Below are 25,639 nucleotides of genomic sequence, written 5' to 3'. Positions count from 1 at the left end.
ACCCGCCCAGGCGGGTCTTTTTTTGCCCGCAATATGTATGTACCGCACGTGCGCCGCCGCTCGCCGCTACCTTGCCCGGAACCGCCGCCCTTGGGCGCGCCCATCAGAGCAGGAGTTGCCCATGCCCGAAATCCCCTCGCCCAGCGCCGTCGATGTCGTGACTCAACTGGTGACCGGCCCTTCACTGCGAGAAGTTGCGTCGAAAACGCTGCGCCCCGCGCTCAGGACGCTGTATCCCGACCTCGATCTCGACCCGCAGTTGGCCATGGTCGTAAGACCGACCTGGGTCATTGAAGATGATCGGGTCGTCCCGGGTCGCCACCTGATCGAATCGCTGACCGACACCCTGGTACGCCTGGGCCTCTCCGGCACGACTGTGGCGTATCTCGACGGTGAGCATTATCTGACCTTGCAGCCCGACCTGCCGTCCGCCATCCAGCTGCCGGTGAAAATCAGCGCGATCGGTAAGCTGCTCAATGAGCTGGCACCGTTGCTGTTCATCGCCTACAAGGAACACCAGGTCAATTACTGGGATGATTTCACCTACCCAGGGCAGCCGCGCTGGCAGCAGATGTCACAGGCCCTGCGCAATTTGTGGAAGGTCGACGCGAACCCTGGCTGGGATGCCGACCAGCGCGCCATGGCCGAAGCGCTTTATAAATACCCGGACAAACACCAGCGACTGCCCACCGACAAATACAAGACCCGCGCCTGCCTGATTGATCTTGACCGCGGCGAGGGTGACGAGCAGAAGCATGTGACCCTGCTCGATACCGCGGTACTGATCGGCACCGACGACAAGCGCACGTTGATCATGACCCACTCGGTGCTGCAGGGCTTCGAGAGTTTTCAATCGCTGGAAAAACTCGGCGAAGCCCTGCCGCGTCGTTATTGGCAAGGTGCCTCCGGTGCCGGGTTGAAATGGCGACTGGTCGAACCACAGGGCCATTTCTTCGACTATCAAGCCTGCACACTGGTCGCCCTGGAAGCCGAGGCGCTGGGCGCGATCAATTATTTTCAGGGTTCGAGTTCCAGCGAGCTATATCCGCACACCGGGACTGTCGGCAATCCGCGAGAGCCGACACCACGCCTCAAACCTCATATCGCTCGCCTGCGTCCGATGCTGCCAGAATGGCTCGACAGCGCCTCTCCCGCCGATCAAACCCGTTACAGCCGGCATCTGCTGGATCTGACGATGGTGCAGCACACGAACAAGGGAAAATCATTTCAAAGCGAAGTCATCAGCCTGCAAGCGTTCACCCGTGATGCCCTGAAACAACAGATAGCCAAGGATCATCCGCAAGCCGGCGAGGTGAGGATCGATGACATCGAGATCAGCATCACCAGCCTGGTGGTCTGGGGCACATTTGTCTTGCCGGGTAACACGCAGACCAAGACGCTGTCGCTCATTGAACTCGCGCTGCAGAACCTCGCGGGGCAGCCAGCCGGCAACAAAACCGCACGTTACAAGGATGGCGGCGTGTTGCCTGAGTGGATGACCGCAAGCTACCTGCAACAACTGGTCAGCAGCGTCGATATCGGCCAGACCTACCCCGCGTACCTGCAAAACCTGCTGATTGACAACAATGAGCAGGCGTCGGCACTGCAAGCACTTTATGCCAGCCAGTTGCCCATCGAACTGCCGCTGCTGGCGTTGCAGCACAAAATACAGGGCAAGACCGGCATCACTGAACAGGGTTACCGCTATGTGGTTGCCGCGCTGGCAAACACCGGCGATGAGCGTCATGTCGATCGCGATGAAATCGTCATTCGCCCGCTGGGGTTCGTGGCCCATCGCAGTCGATCACAGGCCGATATCGTCAACAACATGTTCGTCATCGGCCCGCGCGAGGCGGACAAAGGGCCGTGCCTGCTTTATCGACCGCTGTTCGAAACGGCACTGATGCAATTTCCCTCACACGCCAACCTGTTTTACGAGATCCAGCACTCACAGGAGCTGCGCGAATCGGTCCTGGCCTGGTTGCCGGACGATGTGCGCTTCAACTACAGCCAGTTCGTCTTCACCGCCCGATTGCCTTCAGTCTGGACTATCCCGCAATTGCTGGTGAACCCCTTCACCGCCCTCGACATGTCCGGCCCCGTTGCGCTGGCGACCGCAACGATTGAACACGATGTACTGGCGACCCTGCATAACAGCAACGTGCAGGCTGTCATCACCCAGGCCGATCGGCAATCGGTCTCTGATGCAGAAGCACGCTGGGCAACGCTCAAACACGGCGGCTGGATGCTGTTCAACGCGGCTTTGCCATTCCTCGGGCGCAGCGTCGGCACGGCAGCGTGGATCTGGCAGATCATGGACGACCTGCAAGAGATCAGCGACGTGGCCAATGAGCAATCCGGCAAGCTTGCCTGGACAGCCCTCACCGACATTCTCCTGGCCTTGGGCATGGTGCTCGCCCATCGCGCAGCGGTCGGCGACAAGCCATTCAGCGAGTCGATCCCGCAGGAAGAACCCACCGCCACCGTCACCACCGAACTCGTCGTCAGCAAACCGTTGCAGTTGCCGGACGTCTCCAGCACTGCACTGCCCATTGCGCATGAGATGGTGGTCAACCCCTTCACGGCGCTGAAACGATCCCCGGTCGCACTCGCAGCGCTGCTCGACAGTTTTCAGATCGCCAAACCCAAAGGCATCGGCGATGCCGCCACCGAGGGCACGCACAGGCATCTTTATTCCCGTCAACAACAGTGGTTCGCTCCCGTAGGCCAGCGCTGGTTCGAAGTCATGCTCAATGAGCACGCCGAGGTGCAGATCATCGACTCGCGCCAGCAACCGCCGCGCAACGGGCCGCAACTGACCCGCACGGCCAACGGCCAATGGGTGGTCGACCTTCGCTTGCGCCTGCGAGGCGGCGGACTTGACAGCGCACTTGAGGCCGTTCAGGACGTGAGCAAAATGGACGCCAGGCAACTGACTGCCGAAATCAGTGCGTTCGACGCAACGATGAAAGCCAAGCAGATTCAGCGTGATGCTGACCACAAAGCCTTCAACGATGCGGTCGGGCAAGCACGAGGACCGGCACGCGAGCACTATCTGGCAACGCTAGGCGCACAGCTCAAGGCGTACGGCGCGAATATTGAACAGATCAAGGCGTTGAATCAGAAAGAGCCGATTCCGAACTACCGGACCGTCATGATTGAGCGACTGCAAATGCAGCTGTTTCTCGGGCAGGAATGGCTCGACCTGCATTCCGCCGTATTTCAGACTGACCTGAAGACCCTGCAGACAATGCTTGCCGATGAAGCCGGTTTCATCGCGCAGGCGTTTGTTCAGACCTTTGAAAGAATGACCCTCCAGACCCAGGCCATCATTGAAAAAACAGAGTTGGCCAATAGCCGTTTTGACGAACTGACGTTGTTGGGAAAAGATGCCGTCAAAATTATTCCAACCTATCGCAAGGCATTGCCGAAATATGATCTGAACGACCTCAAGCTTTTGCAGATCAGTCTTGGCCAGGAGATTTGCATCAAGGCCGTTACGACAGCGGACGCCGCCAATGCCTATCAGGCACTCGCCAGTCTCATCGAAGACGCCGCGTTGAGTATCCAGAGCACCCTGAATCTGACCGAGGATGAAAGCCTCGACAACCTGCGCGAACGCATCGATGTCCTGAGCAATGTGGCCGAACAGTTTTCCGCTATCGATCAGCGCTTTGGTGATCTGCTCATCGACTATCCCGAACAGATCAACACTGAGCGACTGCAGCATGTGCGTAAACGGGTAAACGGGTTCAGGGCGCGCACGGATGTAAAACTGGCCGAGTTGCTGCACTTCAAGCACCTGCTGGGACCGACACCGGGGCCTTCGAAGGCGAGATCATCAACGCACCAGATCATCAAAACCCAATCCAGAGGCACGGTAGTCGGCAATCGAAAAAAACGCATCAAGGGGCAAAAATCCGACCTGGTGGAAGTACGAACCACCCTGACGGGTGTCATCGCCACATTCCAGGAAGAATCGCCCGGTGTCTGGGTAGAACAGCGCACGGCAAAAACCCGCCAACCCAAGGCCCGTCCTTCCCTGAGTGTCAGCAGCCGTGCAGGCCAGGCGCTGATCGACGGCCTGGCTGCATTCCACCAACGTATCGAGGCTCAACTCAAACGAGGGCGGCGGATACCTGTCGAAGTCGAGGAGGAATACCACAAGCATGCCGCTGTCTTGCGCGAAGCCAATGCGGCGATTGATGAAGCATTGACCGCCAGTAATCTGACCGCAGACTTCAAAAAGCCGACCGAAGAAATCAGCCACAAGCTTGACGAGGCCGCTAACGCCCTTGACGAAAAAGGCACCAGCATTCGCATCGGACTGATCAAACAACAACCGCCGACTGCGGCGGGGGTGCAGTGGCTCAAAGACAAGGGTGAAGTGACGATTTCCAAAACCATTACCCGTCGCCGGCTCAAAGGCCACTCAAGGGGTTTTCTCGACGAATACGAAGTACGCGATGCCCACACCGGCAAGGTGCTGTGTTACGCACACTTCCACTACAGCAGTGTCGACGCTCCCGTCGCTTCGTTCACCGCCGGTCATATGAAAACAGTCGCGCAACGACACATCGGCGGTTCCCACGAGCCGAGCGATCCCACCAGTTCGCAGCTCCTCGAAATCCATCGCAGCGAGATTTCACGACAGTCAGCCGAGCATCTGTTCTTCACGCCTGCCAAACCTGCCGCAAGCGCTTCAGTGCCGCTGTAATGTCAGGTTCAGGGACGGCGGCAAAGCCCAGGACCAGCCCGGCGCGCTGGTCCAGCGGTGTAGTGGAGTCCGGCAGCCAGTAACTGCTCAAGCCGTTGATCTCCACGTCAACGCCTGCTGCCTGCGCAATCAACTGCTGCTCGCGCTCGATGCTTGTTACGGCCACCGTCAGGTGCAGCCCGGCGGAAACGGCGGGCAAATCTCCAACACCGGCAATGGCGGTCGGCCAACCGTGGAGCAAGGTATTGCGACGGCTCAGGGCGGCGCGGCGCATGCGCCGGATATGCCGCTGGAAATGCCCGGCCGCCATGAACTCGGCCATCACCGCTTGGGTACTGACCTCGGAATGGCGGACATCCACCGCGCGGCGTTGCGAGAAGGCATCGACCAGCGCCGGCGGCAGCACCAGATAACCGAGGCGCAATGCCGGAAAGGCAACTTTGCCGAAAGTGCCGACATACAGCACTCGCCCCTGTCGATCGAGTGCCGCCAACGGCGCCAGCGGCGCACCGGTGTAGCGGTATTCGCCATCGTAGTCGTCCTCGACGATCCAGCCTTGGTTGCGCTCGGCCCAGGCGAGCAGTTCGAGGCGCCGGGCAAGACTCATCACCACGCCTGTCGGGTACTGATGAGAGGGCGTCACATACGCCACACGACAATCCCCGGTGGCCGACAACGCCGAGCAGTCCATGCCCTCCTCGTCCACGGCAATCCCGTGCAAACGAGCGCCCGCCACCGCGAACGCATGACCGGCCGCGCGGTAGCCCGGATTCTCGATCGCCACACCATCGCCCGGCTCCACCAGCAGCTGTGCACAAAGGCTAATGCCTTGCTGTGCGCCGCTGGTGATCACAATTTGCTCAGGCGAGCACTGCATGCCGCGCGAACTACGCAAATAGGCAGCGATCATTGCACGCAGGCGCGCGTCGCCTGACGGGTCGCCGTAACACAACTGCTCCAGATCCGGTTTACGCCAGAAAGCCGCATTCAGCTTGGCCCACACCTCGAATGGGAACAGATCAAACGCCGGAACCCCGACGCGAAAGGCTCGCGGTGGACCGCTCGGTGGCTTGGACAAATGGTTGTTTTCAATGCGCGAAAAACCACCGCTGTGGATAACTTTACTGGATGAAACCACAGGTAAATCCAGCCAATTTGTGGATAAGGCTGTGGGTAAGCCTGTTGAAAACCCTGTGGATACTTTTGTGGATAGTTTTTTTGCCGAGGCCGTTACTGGCATCAATTGTGCGACGTAGGTTCCATCCCCCACTCGCCCTTCAATAAAACCCTCGGCATAGAGTTGATCGTAGGCGCGCACAACGCTGTTACGCGAAATCCCCAGCGCCGCCGCCAGATCGCGACTGGCTGGCAACCGCGTGCCACTCGCCAGCCGTCCATCCAGTACGCGCAGGCGCAAAGCCTGATACAGCTGACGGCTCAAACCCTGACGGCGATCAAGCTCGATCCCGGCAGGGTTGAACGGCATGGATAACAGCGGCGAATCGGGCATGGCAATGGACCTATGAAATTGGTCATCAATGGCTCTTACAACAGACCAATAGCCTGCCTAGGATGCTGGCATTCGCCAAGGAAAATCTGCCCATGTACACGCCACGCGCCTTTGCCATCGAAGAGTTGTCCCAACTGCACGAACTGATTCTCGCCACCCGCCTCGCCATTCTGGTGAGTCATGGCGAAAGTGGCTTGCAGGCCAGCCATGTGCCGGTACTGCTGCATTGCGAACAAGGCGAGTACGGCACGCTCTACGGGCACCTGGCCCGCGCCAACCCACAGTGGAAAGACCTGCGTGACGGCGCCGAAGCCATGCTGATCTTCGCCGGCGCCGATGCCTACGTCAGCCCGGGCTTTTACCCGAGCAAAGCTGAACACGGCAAAGTCGTGCCGACCTGGAACTACATCGCCGTGCACGCTTATGGCCACGCCGAAACCTTCAGCGATGGCGGACGCCTGCTCGACATCGTCAGCACCCTCACCGACCGGCATGAGGCCGGCCGCGCCCAACCGTGGTCAGTCGCCGACGCGCCCGCCGATTACATCGACGGCATGCTCAAGGCGATTGTCGGTTTCGCCATTCCCATTGACCGTCTCGAAGGCAAGCGCAAGCTCAGCCAGAACCGCAGCGCCGAAGACATTGCCGGCGTGCGCGAAGGCCTGGCCGCCAGCCCGGACATCAATGATCAAACCCTCGCCCGATTGATGCGCTAAGGAAATCCCCCATGAGTCAGATCGACATTCGCCCGGTCAGGGCCGACGACCACGCCGCCTGGCTGCCGCTATGGCAGGCCTACCTGCGTTTCTACAACACCGAACTGCCGGACGCTGTGACGCACAGCACCTGGCAGCGTTTTCTCGACCCGAACGAATCGACCCACGCCGCCCTCGCCTGGGCTGGCGGTAAAGCGGTAGGCATGGTGCATTACATCTATCATCGTTCGAACTGGAGCATCGAAAACTCCTGCTACCTGCAGGACTTGCTGGTGGTCCCGCAGACCCGGGGCACCGGCGTCGGCCGCCGGTTGATCGAACACGTCTACGCCACCGCCAAGGCTGACGGCTGCTGCAAGGTTCATTGGTTGACCCACGAAACCAACGCCACCGCGATCCAGCTCTACGAGCGTATCGCCGAACGCCCGGGCTTCATCCAGTTTCGCCAAGCCCTTTAAGGAGACGCACGCATGACCGCTTCACTCGCTGACTGGAAAGGCGTCGCCGCCCCCACCGCCACCTTGCTTGAAGGGCGTTTTATTCGTCTGGAAAGACTCGACCCGGCGCGCCACGGTGACCAGCTGTTCGCCGCACTTGAAGGCCCCGGTGCCGACCCGAAACTGTGGGATTATTTGCCCTACGGCCCGTTCCCGGAACGCAGCGTTTTCGACGCTTGGCTGAACAACCACGCGGCCGCCAGCGACCCGTATTTCTTCAGCGTCGTCGATCGCGCCAGCGGTCAGGTACAAGGCATCCTCAGCCTGATGTCGATTGTCCCGGCCCAGGGCCGTATCGAAATCGGCCACGTCACCTTCGGCGCGCCGATGCAGCGCTCGCAGAGAAGCACCGAGGCGGTGTACCTGTTGGCCAAATATTCCTTCGAACTCGGCTACCGCCGCCTCGAATGGAAATGCAACAACGGCAACGCCCGCTCGAAATACGCCGCCGAACGTCTGGGCTTCAGCTTCGAAGGCGTGTTCCGCCAGCACATGGTGGTCAAGGGCCAGAACCGCGACACTGCGTGGTACTCGATTCTGGATGGAGAGTGGCCGGCAATTGCGGCAGGTTTCGAGCGGTGGCTGTCGGATGAAAATCAGACGCCCGACGGGCAGGTGAAAGGCTTGGTGGAATGCCGTAGTTAAATCGTCAAAGCAAAAGATCGTCCGAACGCGGCCCGAGCCTTCGGCAGCTCCTACACGGGATTGACGTTCACCCTGTAGGAGATGCCGCAGGCTGCGATCTTTTGATCTATTTTAAGCCCAGTTTTTGCGCCAGCACCGCAATGTGCTCTGGCCCGATCCCGCAGCAACCGCCCAAATGGCTCGCACCGCGCTGCTGCCAGTCAATCGCCCAGTGCAAGTAACCCGGCGGATCCAGGTCATCGCGCAGCGGATCAAGTCCGTCATTGGCCGTAGCTTCTTTTGGCTGCGGCGGAAACGCATTGGCGTAAGCACCAATGTGAATTTTCGCCCCCAAACGCTCGAAGGTGTCACGCGCGGCATCAATCGCGGCACCGATCACTTCCGGCTGACTGCAATTGAACAACAACGTCTCGACGCCCAACTCAGCCGCCACCGCAGCCGCCTCGGCGACTGGCTCTCCAGAGCGCAGGCGTGGCACTTCATCGGTGTCTTCGTCCTTCAAGGTGAACGACAACCAGAACGGTTTGCCATCCTTCGGCAACCCGGCGTGAATGGCACGCGCCTCGATGATCGAGCTTTGGGTTTCCGCCAGCCACAGATCAACGTGCGGGGCCAAGCCATTGACCAAGGGCGCCAGCAACTCGGTCACTCGGTCGGCGTTGAACAGATCCGGACGATAGGAGCCAAACAGCGGCGGCAATGAGCCAGCCACTCGCACGGATTTCCCCGAGGCCTGCACCGCACGTCGCGCCAGCTCACCGGCCAACGCGGCCAGCGCCTGCCCTTCAGCGGCGAAGCGCTCTTCGCCAATATGGAACGGCACCACGGCATAACTGTTGGTGGTAATCACATTGGCGCCACTGGCGATATAAGCGCCATGCACCCCCTCAACCGCTTGCGGCGCCTCGCTCAACGCCAGTGCTGACCACTCCGGTTGACGAAATGGCGCCCCGGCGCGCTGCAACTCACGGCCCATGCCGCCATCGAGAATAATCGTGCTGCCTGCGCCCATATGCTTTTCACTCATATGCTTATGAAAATAACTCACTATCAGAGTCGTTCTTATAACTATTTAATACGCACCATTCCGTTAAAAACAACCTCTTTTTTACCCAGGGATCGACCGTGAAATTTCAACCGCTACTGGCCTTGGGCCTGACCATTCTGGTCGCCTCCACGCAAGCCTTTGGTGGCACGACGCTGGACCGTATCGAGCAAAAGAAAGAACTGGTCGGCGTGCTGATGGAAAGCTACCCACCGTTCTCGTTTCTCAATGACCAGAATCAGCTTGATGGCTTCGATGTGGACGTCGCTAAGGCCGTGGCTGACAAGTTAGGCGTCAAGCTGCGACTCGAAACACCGTCCTGGGACGTCATTGCCGCCGGCCGCTGGAGCGGGCGCTACGATATCTGCATCTGCTCGATGACGCCGAGCAAGGCCCGCGCCGAAGTGTTCGACTTCCCGGTCGAGTACTACGCCTCGCCAGCGGTGATCGTGGTCAACGCCAAGGATGAGCGGATCCACGACGCCAAGGATCTGAGCGGCAAAAAAGTCGGCCTCACCAGCGCGTCCAGTTACGAAAGCTATCTGAACAAGAACCTGGTCATCGAAGGTGCCGAAGACAAGCAGTTGCAGTACCCGTTCGAAGACGTGCAGATCGCGCCGTACGATACCGACAACGTCGCCTTCCAGGATTTGGGCCTGGGCGCCGGCGTGCGCCTGGATGCAATCCTCACCAACCTCGTCACCGCGCAGCCACGCCTGAACGAAGACAAACGCTTCAAACTGGCCGGCGCGCCGCTGTACTCGGAGCCGAATTCGGTGGCCATCGAAAAGGGTGATGCGCAATGGGACGCCAAGGTGCGTGAAGTCTTCGCGCAACTGAAGCAGGACGGCACCCTGAGCAAGCTGTCACAAAAATGGATCGGCGCTGATATAAGCCAATGACTTCTTTCCCGACACCTCCACAGCCACCACAACCGGTGGCTGAATCACGCCTGCAACGCCTGTTCGGTTTTCGTACGCGGCTGTACCTGACATGGGCGGCGCTGTTCTGCCTGTTCGCCGGGTTCTTCCTGAGCTTCGACCTGAAGTTCTCGATCATCCTCGACAAACTGCCCAACCTGGTCGGCTTGCACCTGGCGCCCAAGGGCTTTCTGCAAGGCGCGGCGCTGACGCTTTTCCTGTGTATGTGCTCGATTGTCGCCTCGTCCCTGCTGGGCTTCATCACGGCATTGGCGCGCCTGTCGAAAAGCGCCGTGGCGTTCGGCATCGCCAGTTTCTACACCTCGTTCTTTCGCGGCACGCCACTGCTCATCCAGATCCTGCTGATCTACCTCGGCATGCCGCAACTGGGCATCGTGCCTGGCGCCATCGTCGCGGGCATCATTGCCTTGTCGCTGAACTACGGCGCCTATCTCAGCGAGATCTTCCGCGCCGGCATCCTCGGTGTCGACCACGGCCAGCGCGAAGCTTCGCTGGCACTGGGTATGCGCGAGACGGTGATTTTCTGGCGCATCACCCTGCCGCAAGCCATGCGCACGATCATCCCGCCCACCACCAACCAGTTCATCTCGATGCTCAAGGACTCGTCGCTGATTTCGGTAATGGGCGTCTGGGAAGTGATGTTTCTCGCCCAGTCCTATGGACGCTCAAGCTACCGCTATATCGAAATGCTGACGACGGCGGCGATCATTTACTGGCTGATGTCGATTGGACTGGAATTGATTCAGGCGAAAATGGAACGCCATTATGGAAAGGCATATGTGCGGCGTAGCTAGGGCGATCAGCACATTGCGGGCTGCGTCGGGTTTTAATGGGGCTCTCGGCGTATCCGCACGACGCCCATTTTCAGGCCAAACAATCGGAATATTGAGTCCAACGACCTCAACGTCTGATTACCCTCAGCGTGCTCTATGTGTATCAACGTGCGGACCGAAATTTTGCACATCTTAGCGAATTGGATTTGATGCAGCCCTGTCACCTCCACTCGTAAACGGCGGACGGCTTCGCTGATGTCCAATGTCCCGTCGGCCAGCGCTTCTTGGATGCTTTCGATGAGCGCCATGCGCTCAGCTACCGTCAGGCTCATTGCAGATCCCACGCTTTCATTTCCTCTACTTTTAGATACATTTCAACAGAGCCTTCATTGATGCCGGATGCAATGTAGTGCATTCAAAGCCTGATAGAACGCCAAAATCTGCAACAAAATGCAGATTTACTCCTGACAAGCGAAATCTGAATGCAAAACAATGCAGATCAGCAACCGACATCATTCTGTAAAAACCCTTCGCTATACAGGACGGCCCGTCTTATAACAAAAAGGCCGTCCGACCATGCCGTTCCCGCCCCAGCGTCTGTCTCTCGCCATTGCCCTGTTGATCACCGCCACGGCAGCCCACGGCAAAACCGTGCAGATCGACACCGCCACCACGGCAGCGCAAACGCTGGGAGGCAGCGATACGCTGACGATTTCCGCACCGGGCAGCATCACCAACAGCGGCAAGGCCGTGAGCCTGAAAGACAAGACCAGTAGTGAAGGTGTGGTGATCGATAACGCCGGCAAAATCGTTTCCAGCGGTGGCCGGGCCATCGACAGCAGCGGTGACCTGACCCAGGCGCGCAACTACACGATTTACAACCGCAGCGGCGGGCAGATTCTCGGCGCCAACGATGCTTTGCGCATCGACAGCAACTTTGTCAGCGGCAGTCTGTTGATCGACAACAGCGGCGTGATTCGCTCCACCACCGGCCAGGGACTGGACCTCGATGCGCTACGCAGTGCCGGCGTGAAAACCACCATTATCAACCGCGTCGGCGGGCTGATTCGCGGCGACGCCAGTGACGGCATGAAGACCGGCGCCAATGCGACCATTACCAACTACGGCGAGATTTCCACCGGCGATTCGCACAATGCCGACGAGAAATTCGACGGCATCGATATCGATTCCGCGAGCGGCGTCAATGTGACCAACTACGGGGTGATTTCCGGTGGCCGGCACGGCATCACCACCGATCTTGGCGCGACGCTGATCAACTACGGGCAGATCACCGGCCGTAATGGTTCCGGCTTCGGTTCCGACGGCGATGGCACGGTGATCAACCACGGCACCATCACCGGGGCTTACTCAGGCTTTCAAGCGAACGGTGACGGCGACGGCGTGGACATCGACAAGATCGCCCACATCGAAAACTACGGGACCATTCAGGGCGTCGGTGCGGGCGGTGTGGACAAGGGTGGTTTCGCCAACGGCAGCGAGGGTATCGCGCTGGGTGGCGGTTCCATCCTCAACGCCAGCAACGCTTTGATCAGCGGTGCCGACAGCGCCATTCTGGTCGACGATGGCAGCGGCGGCTCGGGACTGGCGGCGACCACGCTGGAAAACTTCGGCACCATTCAAGGCCTCAACGGTTTTGGCGTGAAGTTCGTCGGTGATTTCGCCGACAACGTCATCAACGGCGGCACGATCAGCGGCAGCAATGGCCTGGCGCTGGATCTGGGTGGCGGTAACGACAGCCTGACCTTGCGCAACGGCAGTCGCTTTGTCGGCGTGGTGGATGGCGGCAGCGGTTACGACCGGGTGGTGATGGACGATGCGGCCGGTGGCAGCTTCGGCGCCAGTCGCAACTTCGAATGGTTGGAGGTCAAGCAAGGCGCCTGGACGCTGTCCGGCAGTGGCGATTTCAGCGACGGCGGCGCGGTGCGCAACGGCGCAACGCTGATCAATCAGGGCAGCATCGCTAGCAACCTGACCGTCGACGCGGGCGGTGTGTATGCCGGTGGCGGCTCGGTGGGCAATCTTAACGTTAACGGCATTTTGCACACGGACACCGGACTCGGCCGCGCCACGATTGTTCGCGATTTGACCATGGGCAGCACCGCCACTCTCGCCTACGGTGTCAACGCCGACGGCAGCAGCGCGCCCGTGCAGGTTGGCGGCATCGCCAATCTCAACGGCGCAACCCTCGCGGTGAATCCCGGCAGCGGCACCTATCCATGGCAGAGCCACTACACCGTGCTGCAAGCGGCGCAGGTCAACGGCACTTTCGGCAAGGTCAGCAGCGACTATGCGTTCCTGACGCCGACCCTCGCCTACACGCCAACCCAGGTCGACCTGACCTACACCCGCAATGACGTGGCGTTCAATGAGTTCGCCACGACCGGCAACGGCAGCAACGCCGCCAACAGCCTCGCCTCGATCGGTAAAAACAATGCGTTGTACAACGCCCTGCTCAATACCAGCCAAAGCAGCGCTGGCGCGGCAATCGAGCAACTGGCCGGCGCCAGCAACGCCAACCTGACCAGCGCCACCCTCGGCGCCAGCAGTCAGGTCGGCAACAGCATGCTCTCGGCGATGCAGCAAATGGGCGGCAGCCCGGGACTGCTGGTCGGCCTCGATCAACGCGACACGCCCGTGCTGGCGGCCAACGGCGTGCCGACCGAGGCGCGCAACCTGAATGATCCGAACGCTCGCGGCCGGCTCTGGCTGCAAGGCATCGGCGGCTACGGCAAGCTCGATGGCGAACACGGCAGCAGTGGTCTGGAGCAACGCACCAAGGGCAGCGTGCTAGGCGCCGACTGGGCACTGAATCCGGCGTGGCGTCTGGGCGTACTGGGCGGCTATTCGAAAACCGATCTGGACGCGACCGGCGTCGACGGCAACGTCGAGAGCTGGCACGCCGGCGTCTACGCGCTGCACCAGAACGGCCCGATCGCTTTGCGCCTCGGCGCGGCGTACAGCGGCCATCAGGGCGAAAGCAAACGCACCATCGCCTTCAATGGTTTCAGCGACCGCCCGAAAGGCGACTACGACGCCGATAGCCAGCAAGCCTTCGCCGAACTCGGCTATGCCATGGGCAGCGGGCGCCTCAGCGCCGAACCATTCGCCAGCCTCGGCTATCAGCGCTACCACCGCGACGGCTACCAGGAAAAAGGTGGCGCCGCCGCACTGCAAGTCGACAGCCAGACCCAAGACAACTTCAGCAGCACCTTCGGCCTGCGCCTAGCGCACCTGAGCAGCCTGGACAACGGCATGAGCGTGACCCCGCGCATGGCCGCTGGCTGGAAACACACCTATGGCGATGTCAGCAGCTCGACTCGTCAGGCCTTTATAACCGGCGGCACGGCGTTCAGTGTCGATGGCAGCTCGCTGGATCGCGACAGCCTGGTGCTGGAAGCCGGGCTGGATGTGGGGATCTCGGCGCGGCACACGCTGGGTGTGGGATACAGCGGTGAGATCGGCAGCAACAGCCGCAATCACGGTTTGATCGGGCAGTGGCAGATGAGTTTTTGAGGTTGAACAGTCGGCGGGGGCTGGATTGATTGTAGGAAAAAGGACCGCAGCAGCCGAGTAAAAGTCTTGGTTGCGAATCTCGCGGTCATTTTCTACAAAATGATGCGATGTCGCCTGCAAGCCTACGGGAAGCAGCCGACATCGGATTTTCGGGTGCATCAATAGAGTTGGGTCTTCTTCCAAAGAAAGGCCCAACCCGATGCCCACTCAACACATATTCAAACCAAAACACTTGGCTTTGGCCATTTCGCTGGCGCTGGGTTGCGTAGCGGTCGCCAACGCTCAGCAACCCTCTGAAGTCGCTGATTCACCCGCAATAATGGATGCTGCAGAATCGTCCGAAACCAGCCATAAAGAAATGGCGCTTGAACGACTCAGGGCATTTCTCACTGCCCCAAGTACGGTGCCCATCGCTTTTGAAACCCCTGAAAAGACTTTTAAAGGTACCGCTGTAAACGATCTGATCACGCTCACGGACGGCGCAAGCTTTACGGGCCTGCTGGATGGTGGCGAGGGGGATAACGTCCTCTTTTTGAATGCCGCTGAAGGCGGAGAGTTGAAAGACACACGTAACTTCAACGGTCTATTTCTCGCTCGAGGAGCCTGGACGTCGAGTTCCAAGGGAGACTTCAAGGAAGGTGTGCTGGTGAACAGTGGTACCGCTCTGACCAACTTGGGAAGCATCAAGGGCGACGTGTATGTCGAGAGCGGTGGCAGCTTTGCCGGTAAAGGTGTGGTGGGAAGCCTGGAGGTCGCCGGCCTGCTCACCGTCAATGAGGTGCTAGGCAGCCCGCGCGTGAAAGGCGACTTGCGCTTGTCCCCGACCGCCGAACTGGCTTACGAGGTAACCCCCGGTGGCAGTCAAACGATCAAGGTTGATGGCACCGCCAAGCTGGAAGGCGCCACCCTGAAAGTCGTTGCGGCTCCGGGAGAATATCCGCAAAGCAGACAGTACAAAATCCTCGAAGCCGGCAAGGTAGAAGGCGAATTCGGTACGGTCGTTAGCGACCTCGCCTTCATGACAGCCACTGCGCAATACAACAAAAAGTCCGTCGGGCTGACTTACGCCCGTAACGGTGAGCCGCTTTCGAGCGCTGCCACGACGGACAACGCTCGTGCCGCTGCCGAGGGCATTGTCGATCCAACAGCACCTGCGCCATCAGCGACACCAACGCCATTGACGGCGTCTGCACCAGCTCCAATTTCTGTTCCTGTTCCGACTTCAGCGCCGACTCCCATTGCAGAGTCCGTCCCATCGCCAATGCCGGACGAACCTCTTACTGCGCAAGTTAACGAGTCCGCCGAACAGCCCGCACCTGCGCCAATAAAACCTGCAAACGCAGCAGTCGCCGCGCTTCTGACCAGCGACAAAACCACCGCACCGGTCGCCCTCGAACAACTCGCCGCCGGCAGCAACGCCAACCTCGCCAAAGCCACACTGAGCAGCATCAATCCGGTGAGCGCGAGCATGCTTTCGGCCATGCAGCAACTGAATAGCCGTTACGGTTCTGCCTACAGTTCCGGCAACTCGCCGCGTCAGGCCGCCGGCGCTGCCGATTCCGGGCGCGTGTGGATTCAGGCGCTTGGCCATGGTGGCAAAGTCGACCGCAACTTCGACAGCACCCTCAAACACGCTACCCAAGGCCTGGTCATGGGCGCCGACTGGCGGCTCAACGAGCAATGGCATGTCGGCCTGGTCGGCGGTAAATCGCAGACCAGACTCGATGCCCGGCAATACGATGGCGAACTCGACAGCTGGCACCTCGGTGCCTACGCCGCACGTCAGGACGGCCCCTTCTCACTGCGTCTCGGGGCGACCTACGCCAGTCATGACGGCGCCAGCAAACGTCGCGTGGCCTTCAACGGCTTCAGCGATCGCCTCAAGGGCAACTATGACGTCAACACCCAACAAGCCTTTGCCGAACTGGCGGTCAACATTGGCCGGCACAACGCGACGCTCGAACCGTTTGCCAGCGTCGGCTATCAGCGCTATCAACGCGACAGCTACCGTGAAAACGGTGGGGATGCGGCGCTGGAAGTCTTCGGACAAACCCGCGACAACCTCAGCAGTACGTTTGGCCTGCGCACGGCGAAAATCAATCGGCTGGACAACGGCATGACGCTGACACCGCGATTCAGTGCCGGCTGGAAACACACCTTTGGCGAGATCGAAAGCGACACCCGCCAGCAACTGGTCAAGGGCGGCAAACGCTTTGAAATTGCCGGTGCCGCGCTGGATCGCAACAGCCTGTCGGTGGATGCAGGCCTCGATCTCGGGCTGTCTGCCAACCACACGGTCGGTGTGGGTCTCACGGGTGAAATGGCCACTGACAGCCGCACTCACGGCGTAATGGGCCAATGGCGCATGGCGTTCTGACTGACACAACATTCTTTGTAGGAGCTGCCGAAGGCTGCGATCTCTTGATCTTGTTTTATGAACGCCAAACAACATCAAAAGATCGCAGCCTTCGGCAGCTCCTACAGGATCAAAATACGCAAAAAAAAGGGGAGCACATGCCCCCCCGAGGTTTAAAGCGTTGGATCGCGGCCGTTATCTCAGCCTTCGATCTCGATCAGAATTTCACCCGGATTGACCCGATCACCCTTGGCCACATGAATCGCGGTGACTTTGCCCGCGACCGCAGCCTGGACTTCGGTTTCCATCTTCATCGCTTCGGTGATCAGCACAGCCTGGCCGGCCTTGACGGTATCGCCCTCCTTGACCAGGACATCGACGATGTTGCCTGGCATGGTGGTGCTGACGTGGCCCGGCGCCGACGCCTGCTTGCGTTTGCTGCTGCCTCCGCTGACAAATTCGTTGAGCGGTTCGAACACCACTTCTTCCGGCATGCCGTCGATGGACAGGTAGAAGTGACGCTTGCCTTCGGCCTTCACACCGACACCAGTGATGTCGACGCGATAGGTTTCGCCGTGAACGTCGATGACGAACTCGGTCGGCACGCCTTCGCCACCCGCTTTTGTCACACCGCCCGCTTCAGGAATTGGCAGCAGCACTTCCGGGGTGAGGGTGCCGGCGGCACGCTCTTCGAGGAACTTGCGGCCGATGTCCGGGAACATGGCAAAGGTCAGCACGTCTTCTTCCGACTTGGCTAAGGCGCCGATGTCAGCACGCAGCTTGGTCATTTCCGGCTTGAGCAGATCGGCCGGACGCACGTCGATGACTTCTTCACTGCCGATCGCCTGGCGACGCAGCTTCTCGTCGACCACGCCCGGCGCTTTGCCGTAACCGCCTTGCAGATACAGCTTCACTTCGTTGGTGATGGTCTTGTAGCGCTCGCCGGCCAGCACATTGAAGAACGCCTGGGTGCCGACGATTTGCGAGGTCGGGGTCACCAGCGGCGGAAAGCCAAGGTCCTCACGCACGCGCGGGATTTCCGCCAGCACTTCGGCCATGCGGTTAAGAGCGCCCTGCTCTTTCAACTGATTGGCGAGGTTGGAGATCATCCCGCCCGGCACCTGGTTGACCTGCACACGGGTGTCGACGGCAGTGAATTCGCTTTCGAACTGGTGGTATTTTTTGCGCACGGCGTAGAAGTACAGACCGATCTCTTGCAGCAGTTCCAGGTTCAGGCCGGTGTCGTACTCGGTGCCCTTGAGCGCTGCGACCATCGACTCGGTGCCCGGGTGGCTGGTGCCCGAAGCGAAGCTGGAGATCGCGGTGTCGATATGATCGGCGCCGTTTTCGATCGCCTTGAGCTGGCACATGGTCGCCAGACCGGCAGTGTCGTGGGAGTGGATGAACACCGGCAGCGATTGCTCTGCCTTCAACGCGCGAACCAGTTCTCCGGTGGCGTACGGGGTCAACAATCCAGCCATGTCCTTGATCGCCACCGAGTCGCAACCCATGGCTTCCATCTGCTTGGCCTGAGTGACGAACGCATCGATGGTGTGCACCGGGCTGGTGGTGTAAGCGATGGTGCCCTGTGCATGTTTGCCGGCAGCCTTCACCGCTTCGATGGCCACACGCAGGTTCCGCACGTCGTTCATCGCGTCGAAGATACGAAACACATCGATGCCGTTTACCGCAGCTTTAGCGACGAAGGCTTTTACTACGTCGTCGCTGTAGTGGCGGTAGCCCAGCAGGTTCTGCCCGCGCAAGAGCATTTGCAGACGAGTGTTAGGCAGCGCCGCGCGCAGTTGGCGCAGACGCTCCCACGGGTCTTCTTTCAGAAACCGTACGCAGGCGTCGAACGTCGCCCCGCCCCAGCACTCCAGCGACCAGTAGCCGACTTTGTCGAGCTTGTCGCAGATCGGCAGCATGTCTTCGGTGCGCATGCGGGTGGCGAGCAGCGATTGGTGAGCGTCGCGCAGGATGGTATCGGTGACAAAGATCTTCTTGGACATTGTTGTATTCCTCACAGGCCTGCGTGGGCGGCGATGGCGGCGGCGATGGCCAGGGCCAGCTCTTCGGGTTTGCGCTTGATCGAGTAGTTAGTCAGTTCAGGGTGGCTTTCAACGAAGCTGGTATTGAACTGGCCGCTGCGGAATTCCGGGTTGCGCAGAATTTCCTGGTAGTACGCGGCGGTGGTCTTCACACCTTGCAGACGCATGTCGTCGAGGGCACGCAGGCCACGGTCCATCGCCTCTTCCCAGGTCAGCGCCCAGACCACAAGCTTCAGGCACATCGAGTCGTAGAACGGCGGAATGGTGTAGCCGGTGTAGATCGCTGTGTCGGTGCGCACACCCGGGCCGCCGGGGGCGTAGTAACGGGTGATCTTGCCGAAGCTCGGCAGGAAGTTGTTCTTCGGGTCTTCGGCGTTGATACGGAACTGCAAGGCGAAACCACGGTGCTGAATGTCTTCCTGCTTCACCGACAACGGCAGGCCGGAGGCGATGCGAATCTGCTCGCGGACGATGTCGATCCCGGTGATTTCTTCAGTGATGGTGTGCTCCACCTGCACCCGGGTGTTCATCTCCATGAAGTACACCTCGCCCTCGGCGAGCAGGAACTCCACGGTACCGGCGTTCTCGTAGCCCACCGCCTTGGCCGCTCGCACCGACAGGTCGCCGATGTAGGCGCGCTGTTCCGGGGTCAGTTGCGGGCTCGGGGCGATTTCGATGAGCTTCTGGTTACGGCGCTGGATCGAGCAGTCCCGTTCGAACAGATGCACGACGTTGCCGAAGCTGTCGCCGAGGATTTGCGCTTCGATGTGCTTGGGATTGACGATGCATTTTTCCAGGAACACTTCGGCAGAACCGAAGGCCTTGGTTGCTTCGGAAATCACCCGAGGGAAATTCTGTTCGAGTTCTTCGCGGCTGTTGCAGCGACGGATACCGCGACCGCCACCACCGGAAGTGGCTTTGAGCATCACCGGGTAACCGATGCGGTCGCCCTCGGCCAAGGCTTCTTCGATGTCCGCTACGTTACCTTCGGTGCCCGGCGTCACCGGTACACCGGCCTTGATCATGCTGCGCCGGGCTTCGGTCTTGTCGCCCATGCGGCGAATGACTTCCGCCGACGGGCCAATGAATTTGATGCCGCGCTCGGCGCAGATGTCTGCCAGCTCGGCATTTTCCGAAAGGAAACCGTAACCGGGGTGCAACGCATCGCAGCCGGTTTCAACCGCCAGGTTCACCAGCTTGCGCGGGTTCAGGTAACCGGCCAGTGGCTCGGCACCGATGCTGTGGGCCTCGTCCGCGCGCTTCACATGCAGCGCATGGCGGTCGGCGTCGGAAAAAATCGCAACCGAGCGAATGCCCATTTCGGCGCAGGCTCGCACGATTCGTACGGCAATCTCACCACGGTTGGCGATCAGGATCTTTGTTATCACTTGGAGGTTCCCTTGAGCCGGTGGTACCACGACCTGCTAGACCCAGGTCGACGCGTGACCAAATGTTTCAATTCAGTCGCAGGTCCACACTAGCGCTCATGAGGGATTAACAAAAATGAATAAAAATTGGGTTAGCCATAAGTAAAGACTTATAGTTAAACAATCAGCCTGCCGACAGAGCCTATAAGAAATGCGTAAGTCATTGATGCGTATGACATTGCGTCAGTTGCAGATCTTCAACGAAGTGTGTGATTTACGCTCTTACAGCCGCGCAGCCGAGGAAATGTCGCTCACGCAACCGGCCGTCAGCCTACAGATTCGTCAGCTCGAAGAGCTGATCGGGCAGCCATTATTCGATTACGTCGGCAAAAAACTCTACATGACCGAAGCCGCCGAAGCACTTCAGCGCGCCAGCCGGGACATCTTCGGGCGTCTGGAAAACCTCGATATGCAACTGTCCGACATGCAGGGTTCGCTGCAGGGCCAATTGAAACTGGCGGTGGAATCCAGCGCCAAATACTTCGTGCCGCACCTGTTCGCCGCGTTCAAGCGTCAGCACCCGGAAGTGAATCTGCAACTGACCGTGGTCAACCGTGGCCAGGTGATTCGCAGGCTGTCCGACAACCGCGACGATCTGGTGATCATGTCGATGGTGCCGCAGGACATGGGTCTGGATTTCCTGCCGTTCCTCAACAACCCGATTGTTGCCGTGGCGCGCCCGGATCACCCGCTGGCACACATGGGCCCGCTGCGGTTGCAGGATCTGGAACCCTACACGCTGCTGATCCGCGAGCCCGGCTCGGGCACACGACTGGCCTGCGAAGAGTACTTCAAAGAGAAACGCGTGCACTTCACCCAGACTCAGGAAGTGGCCTCGGCCGAAGCTCAGCGTGAATGTGTTCAGGCGGGTCTGGGCCTGGCGCTGTTGACGCGCCACGCCCTGAACCTGGAACTGGCGACCGGCGGGCTCGTCGAGCTGCCGGTCGAGGAATTGCCGCTATTCCGTAGCTGGTGTCTGGTGCAAGCCAAAGCCAAACGCTTGTCACCGGTGGCGCACGCCTTCCTGGCGTTTATCCGTAGCGAGCGCGTGCAGATCAGCGCGCTGGTTGAGCGCTTCGACGGGAAGCTGCGGGTGCTGCCTGCCAGTGAGTGATCTCGGGAAAGTCGCCGATTTCGGCTTGAAGCTGACGGAGTTCGAAGCGATCTTCGATAGCGCGGCGAAACTCCATGCGGCGCTGGTCTTCCTGCTGACGACGGGTTTTCGCGGCGCTGTTGCGTTCTTCGTAGGGCTGAGCCATTTCGAGTCTCCCAAGGCGATGACGGGAGTTTCACGATAGGCGGCGGGGATGACGGTTTGGCTGCGTGTCGATGACAGTGCGATGAAACTTGCGCAGGGTTGTGGTGTTTTTGAGGACGCCTTCGCGAGCAGGCTCGCTCCCACACTTGATCTCGGTATGACACAGAATTTGTGTACCCCGAAGATCCCCTGTGGGAGCGAGTCTGCTCGCGATTAAGGTCGGAACGACCTTAGATGACTTCAGTCATCCAGCGCTTTCACGGCTTTCGGCGACAAGCGCAAGCTGCGCAGACTGCGCTTCACGCTCTTCAGGTGATTGACCAGACTCGGCCCACGCGCCATCGCCACGCCCATCGCCAGCACGTCAATCACTACCAGGTGAGCAATACGCGAAGTCAGCGGCGTATAGATTTCGGTGTCTTCGTGCACATCGATCGCCAGATTGACGGTCGACAATTCGGCCAACGGCGTCTGGCTCGGGCACAAGGTAATCAGCGAAGCGCCGCTCTCACGCACCAGATTGGCGGTGATCAGCAGATCCTTGGAACGCCCGGACTGCGAAATACAGATCGCCACATCGGTCGGTTTCAACGTCACCGCCGACATCGCCTGCATGTGCGGATCGGAATACGCCGCTGCAGTCAGCAGCAAACGGAAGAACTTGTGCTGCGCATCCGCCGCCACTGCACCCGAGGCGCCGAAGCCATAGAATTCGACCCGCTGCGCCTGCGACATCAGTGTCACCGCACGCTGCAACTCAACCGGATCGAGCTTCTCGCGAACCTCCATCAAGGTGTGCAACGTGGTGTCGAAGATCTTCAGGCTGTAGTCGGCGACCGAGTCGTCTTCATGGATCGCGAACTGGCCGAAGCTGGCACCGGCCGCGAGGCTTTGCGCTAACTTCAGTTTGAGATCCTGAAAACCGGAGCAACCGATGGCGCGACAGAAGCGCACGATGGTCGGCTCGCTGATGCCAACGCTGTGGGCCAGGTCGGCCATGGAACTGTGCATCACCGCCGCAGGGTCAAGCAGCACGTGGTCGGCGACCTTGAGCTCCGACTTGCGTAACAGGTGACGTGACTGGGCGATGTGTTGCAGCAGATTCAAGGGGCTGGACTCTTCTTATGGGCAAGGATGTAGCACGCTTGTAGTTATACTACATGAATTGGCTTTTTGCCTGCTCAATGCGTAACTCCATGTCCCCATATCAGGCGCGATGGGGTGTATGTAGCCCTTAAAACGGTTTTTCCTGTTCGCGCAAAAGCCCGGCCAGACCGCTCGCCTCCACCGGCCGGCTGATCAGATAACCCTGCACTTCATCGCAACGCTCAGCGCGTAAAAATTCCAGCTGCTCCTGGCGCTCGACACCTTCGGCGACCACTTTCAGTGACAGCCCATGGGCCATGGCAATGATCGCGCGAGTGATCGCCGCATCTTCACTGCCCTCCCCCAAACCGCGAATGAATGCCTGATCGATCTTCACGTAATCCACCGGAATGCGCTTGAGGTAACTCAGCGACGAATACCCGGTGCCAAAATCATCGATGGCCAGTTTCACCCCCAGATCGCGCAGTTGCTGGAAGGTCGCGATGATGTGCTCGACGCTGTCGAGCAACTGGCTCTCGGTCAGTTCCAGTTCGAGGTAGTGCGACGCCAGGCCAGTTTCCTCCAGCACCTGCCGCACCAGACTGACCAGTTTGCCCTGACGCAGTTGATGCACCGACAGGTTCACCGAAACACGAATCGGCTCCAGCCCCTGACGCTGCCATTCGCAGGCCTGCCAGCACGCCTGACGCAGGACGAATTCGCCGATCGGCCCGATCAGACCGGTTTCCTCGGCCAGCCCGATGAAGTCCCCCGGCGGCACCTGGCCCATGGTTGGATGATCCCAGCGCACCAGTGCCTCTGCCGCATTCAAACGCCCGGTTTGCAGGCACAGCTTCGGTTGATAGAACACTTTCAGCTGCTTGTCTTCGATGGCCTTGCGCAGATGGTTTTCCAGCTGCAAGCGCTCAAGGGTGCTGGCCTGCAGGCTGTCGGTGTAGAACTGGAAGTTGTTCCCGCCCAGATGCTTGGCATGTTGCATGGCCATGTTCGACTGGCTGACCAGTGCGGAGATTTCCCGGGCGTTGTCCGGCAGCATGCTGATGCCCATCGAGGCGCTGACCACCAGCTCATGCCCTTCGACCGTCAGTGGCAGGCGCAACTTGCTCGACAGGCGCGTGGCGACCCGGGCCAGACTTGAGAGATTGCCGTAGGCATCGAACAGTACGGCGAACTCGTCACCGGACAAGCGGGCGATGGTATCCGCTTCCGGTAAGGCGTTGACCAGCCGGCGCGCCATTTTCTGCAGTAACTGGTCAGCAATCTCATGGCCGAGACTGTCGTTGAGCAATTTGAAGCGATCCAGATTGATGTGCAGCAACGCCAGACTGCGTCGTCCCTGACGCGAACGTTGATGCGCTTCATGCAAGCGCTCGCGGAACAGCGAGCGGTTGGCCAACCCGGTGAGCTCGTCGTAATGGGTCAGATAGCGCATGCGCTCTTCGGATTCGCGGCGTGCTGACAGATCGGCGAAGAAGCCGACGATATGGCTGACATTTCCCCGACCATCACGCACTGCATTCAGTTGCAGCCACTGCGGATACAGCTCGCCGTTCTTGCGGGTTTCAACCAGTTCGCCCTGCCAACTGCCGTGTTGCTCAAGTGCATGACGGATGGCGACGTAATGGCGGCGGGCATCACGGCTGCACGGCAGCTCGACGACGTTGCGCCCGAGCATGTCCTCGATGTCGTAACCGGTAACCCGGCTGAACGCCTGATTGATCGCGATCAGCGCATAGTTCGGGTCGAGAATCACGATGCCTTCACTGGCCGCTTCGAATACGGTCGCCGCCAAGCGCTGCTGCTCTTCGAGGCTTTTGCTGGCGCTGATGTCGCGGCGGGTGCCGACCATGCGGATCACCCGGCCGCTGTCGCTGCGCTCTACGGCGCGGCCTCGGTCTTCGATCCACACCCAATGGCCATCGCCGTGACGTACGCGGTATTCGATCTGATAGTCCTCGGTGCGCCCCTTCAAGTGCTCGATCAACGCGTATTTCAGCGTCGGCACATCGTCTGGATGCAGACGTGGCTTGAGGTCGCGCAAAAGCGCCGTGACGTATTCCGGAGCGAGGCCGAACAGCTCCTGAATCTGCGTGTGGTGAACCTCGTCGGTTTGCAGGTTCCAGTCCCACAGCCCCAACTCACTGGCCTTCAACGCCAGCGCCAGCCGCGCTTCGCTTTTGCGAAGGGCCTGATTGGCCGCGTCCAGTTCAAGGCTGCGCTGGGCAACGCGGTCTTCAAGTTCGACCTGCGCTTCACGCAATTTGCCCTCGGCGCAGCGGCGCTGGTCGATTTCTTTGGCCAGTTCCTGATTGAGCTGTTCGCTGCGCGACTGCGTCTGTTGCAGGTGCTCGATCAGATGCTGATTCTGGAAGCGCCGCAGCAAGCCCCGATCAATCAGCCGATTGACCTGCCACGCGACCACGCTCAGCGAACCGAGCAGGATCAGACCGAGCCAGCCCCAACCGCGCGCCTGCTCGTCACCGCCCCAGAACAGATAACCGATCGCCGGCAACAGGCAGGGCAAGGTAAACGACAGAAACGCCGGCAGGCTCACCGCGTAGGCGACGCTAGCCGAGAGGGTTGCGGCGCCGATCAGGCCGAATACCCAGGCCTGCTGAATGAAGTTGTCGGCGGGCACCAGGGCGATGCCGGCACCGGCCAGGGTCAGACCGGTCATGGTCGACCCGAGCAGAAACATCCGCCGCCAGATCGGTTGCGCCTGACGATCAGGGATCGCCGAATCGAACGCCGCCACCTGAATCACCCGCAACGCCACCAGTGACAGCAACCACACCAGCCAGACGCTGACCACGAAATAGCGCTGCGGGCTCCAGAGCAAAGCGGCGCAGACCAGACCATTGATCAACATGAACAGCGTGGGCAACAACGAGCCCTGATACAGCAGACGCGTGCGCTCGACCGCCATCTCGACGGCATAGTGCTTGCGGATAACCCGGGGATCCACGGAGGGGCCCGACAGTTCGGAGCTGAGGGTCATGGGCAACGTTCTTGTTCTTATAAGGAGGGCGTGCGCCCGAAACGTGGACGGAGCATACACAAGCAGA

17 protein-coding genes are annotated in these 25,639 nt (G+C 60.0%); 9 read left to right on the top strand and 8 right to left on the bottom strand.

The window, feature by feature from the left end; all coding sequences use genetic code 11:
* The first annotated feature begins 121 nt into the window (after positions 1–121).
* Positions 122–4,717: a dermonecrotic toxin domain-containing protein gene (locus tag CKW26_RS18455; protein ID WP_095049633.1), complete on the top strand. Its 4,596-nt coding sequence runs from the start codon at positions 122–124 to the stop codon at positions 4,715–4,717.
* Here the strand turns inward: CKW26_RS18455 and CKW26_RS18450 are convergent.
* A complete protein-coding gene (locus tag CKW26_RS18450) occupies positions 4,674–6,227 on the bottom strand; it encodes a PLP-dependent aminotransferase family protein (protein ID WP_095049632.1) in 1,554 nt (517 codons plus the stop codon). The genes CKW26_RS18455 and CKW26_RS18450 overlap by 44 nt on opposite strands.
* 92 nt (positions 6,228–6,319) lie before the next feature.
* Between CKW26_RS18450 and CKW26_RS18445 the strand changes: the two genes are divergently transcribed.
* The 3 genes from CKW26_RS18445 to CKW26_RS18435 are packed head-to-tail and all read left to right on the top strand — an operon-like array spanning position 6,320 to position 8,085.
* A complete protein-coding gene (locus tag CKW26_RS18445; RefSeq protein WP_093429613.1) occupies positions 6,320–6,943 on the top strand; it encodes an FMN-binding negative transcriptional regulator in 624 nt (207 codons plus the stop codon).
* Between the two features lie 11 nt (positions 6,944–6,954).
* Positions 6,955–7,401, top strand: a complete 447-nt coding sequence (locus CKW26_RS18440) for a GNAT family N-acetyltransferase (protein WP_095049631.1) — start codon at positions 6,955–6,957, stop codon at positions 7,399–7,401.
* Positions 7,402–7,413: 12 nt separating this feature from the next.
* A complete protein-coding gene (locus CKW26_RS18435) occupies positions 7,414–8,085 on the top strand; it encodes a GNAT family N-acetyltransferase (RefSeq protein WP_095049630.1) in 672 nt (223 codons plus the stop codon).
* A 106-nt stretch (positions 8,086–8,191) separates the two neighbouring features.
* Here the strand turns inward: CKW26_RS18435 and CKW26_RS18430 are convergent, their stop codons facing one another.
* A complete protein-coding gene (locus tag CKW26_RS18430) occupies positions 8,192–9,097 on the bottom strand; it encodes a homocysteine S-methyltransferase family protein (RefSeq protein ID WP_095049629.1) in 906 nt (301 codons plus the stop codon).
* Positions 9,098–9,210: 113 nt separating this feature from the next.
* Between CKW26_RS18430 and CKW26_RS18425 the strand changes: the two genes are divergently transcribed.
* Both CKW26_RS18425 and CKW26_RS18420 read left to right on the top strand, forming a co-directional pair.
* The gene (locus tag CKW26_RS18425) at positions 9,211–10,032 is read left to right on the top strand and encodes an ABC transporter substrate-binding protein (RefSeq protein WP_095049628.1); all 822 of its coding nucleotides are present in this window, start codon (positions 9,211–9,213) and stop codon (positions 10,030–10,032) included.
* Positions 10,029–10,865: an amino acid ABC transporter permease gene (locus CKW26_RS18420; RefSeq protein ID WP_095049627.1), complete on the top strand. Its 837-nt coding sequence runs from the start codon at positions 10,029–10,031 to the stop codon at positions 10,863–10,865. Before CKW26_RS18425 ends, CKW26_RS18420 begins: the two co-directional genes overlap by 4 nt.
* Before the next feature lie 32 nt (positions 10,866–10,897).
* Here CKW26_RS18420 and CKW26_RS30285 read toward each other — a convergent pair whose 3' ends face one another.
* Positions 10,898–11,176 (bottom strand): helix-turn-helix transcriptional regulator, encoded by a 279-nt coding sequence (locus CKW26_RS30285; RefSeq protein WP_095049626.1) that lies wholly within the window; start codon positions 11,174–11,176, stop codon positions 10,898–10,900.
* Positions 11,177–11,420: 244 nt separating this feature from the next.
* On the opposite strand from CKW26_RS30285, the gene CKW26_RS18410 reads away from it, so the two are divergent.
* Entirely contained in the window at positions 11,421–14,378 is a 2,958-nt protein-coding gene (locus CKW26_RS18410) for an autotransporter domain-containing protein (RefSeq protein WP_095049625.1), read from the top strand.
* 199 nt (positions 14,379–14,577) lie between these two features.
* Positions 14,578–16,755, top strand: a complete 2,178-nt coding sequence (locus CKW26_RS18405; protein ID WP_095049624.1) for an autotransporter domain-containing protein — start codon at positions 14,578–14,580, stop codon at positions 16,753–16,755.
* Positions 16,756–16,934: 179 nt separating this feature from the next.
* On the opposite strand, the gene oadA is transcribed toward CKW26_RS18405, so the two are convergent.
* Together oadA and CKW26_RS18395 are read right to left on the bottom strand one after the other, a co-directional pair.
* Positions 16,935–18,743 carry a sodium-extruding oxaloacetate decarboxylase subunit alpha gene (gene oadA / locus CKW26_RS18400; protein WP_095049623.1) on the bottom strand — a complete coding sequence of 603 codons (1,809 nt, stop codon included), beginning with the start codon at positions 18,741–18,743 and terminating at the stop codon, positions 16,935–16,937.
* An 11-nt stretch (positions 18,744–18,754) separates the two neighbouring features.
* Positions 18,755–20,170: an acetyl-CoA carboxylase biotin carboxylase subunit gene (locus CKW26_RS18395; protein WP_025112637.1), complete on the bottom strand. Its 1,416-nt coding sequence runs from the start codon at positions 20,168–20,170 to the stop codon at positions 18,755–18,757.
* 190 nt (positions 20,171–20,360) lie between these two features.
* Here CKW26_RS18395 and CKW26_RS18390 point away from each other — a divergent pair, with 190 nt between their 5' ends.
* On the top strand, positions 20,361–21,323 hold the full coding sequence (locus CKW26_RS18390) for a LysR family transcriptional regulator (protein WP_095049622.1): 963 nt from the start codon (positions 20,361–20,363) through the stop codon (positions 21,321–21,323).
* Here the strand turns inward: CKW26_RS18390 and CKW26_RS18385 are convergent.
* The 3 genes from CKW26_RS18385 to CKW26_RS18375 all read right to left on the bottom strand — a co-directional run bounded on the left by CKW26_RS18385 (position 21,265) and on the right by CKW26_RS18375 (position 25,572).
* Positions 21,265–21,468, bottom strand: a complete 204-nt coding sequence (locus tag CKW26_RS18385; RefSeq protein WP_008078845.1) for a PA3496 family putative envelope integrity protein — start codon at positions 21,466–21,468, stop codon at positions 21,265–21,267. The two genes, CKW26_RS18390 and CKW26_RS18385, sit on opposite strands and share 59 nt — an antisense overlap.
* Positions 21,469–21,707: 239 nt before the next feature.
* Positions 21,708–22,574 (bottom strand): transcriptional regulator HexR, encoded by an 867-nt coding sequence (gene hexR / locus CKW26_RS18380; protein ID WP_007962240.1) that lies wholly within the window; start codon positions 22,572–22,574, stop codon positions 21,708–21,710.
* Between the two features lie 127 nt (positions 22,575–22,701).
* The gene (locus CKW26_RS18375; RefSeq protein WP_095049621.1) at positions 22,702–25,572 is read right to left on the bottom strand and encodes a GGDEF domain-containing phosphodiesterase; all 2,871 of its coding nucleotides are present in this window, start codon (positions 25,570–25,572) and stop codon (positions 22,702–22,704) included.
* Positions 25,573–25,639 lie beyond the last annotated feature (67 nt).

Source organism: Pseudomonas sp. Irchel s3h9 (assembly GCF_900187475.1).
GTDB lineage: Bacteria > Pseudomonadota > Gammaproteobacteria > Pseudomonadales > Pseudomonadaceae > Aquipseudomonas > Aquipseudomonas neuropathica.
Note: the sequence above shows the minus strand (reverse complement) of the source record. Positions and strands in the feature narration are given on the sequence as shown.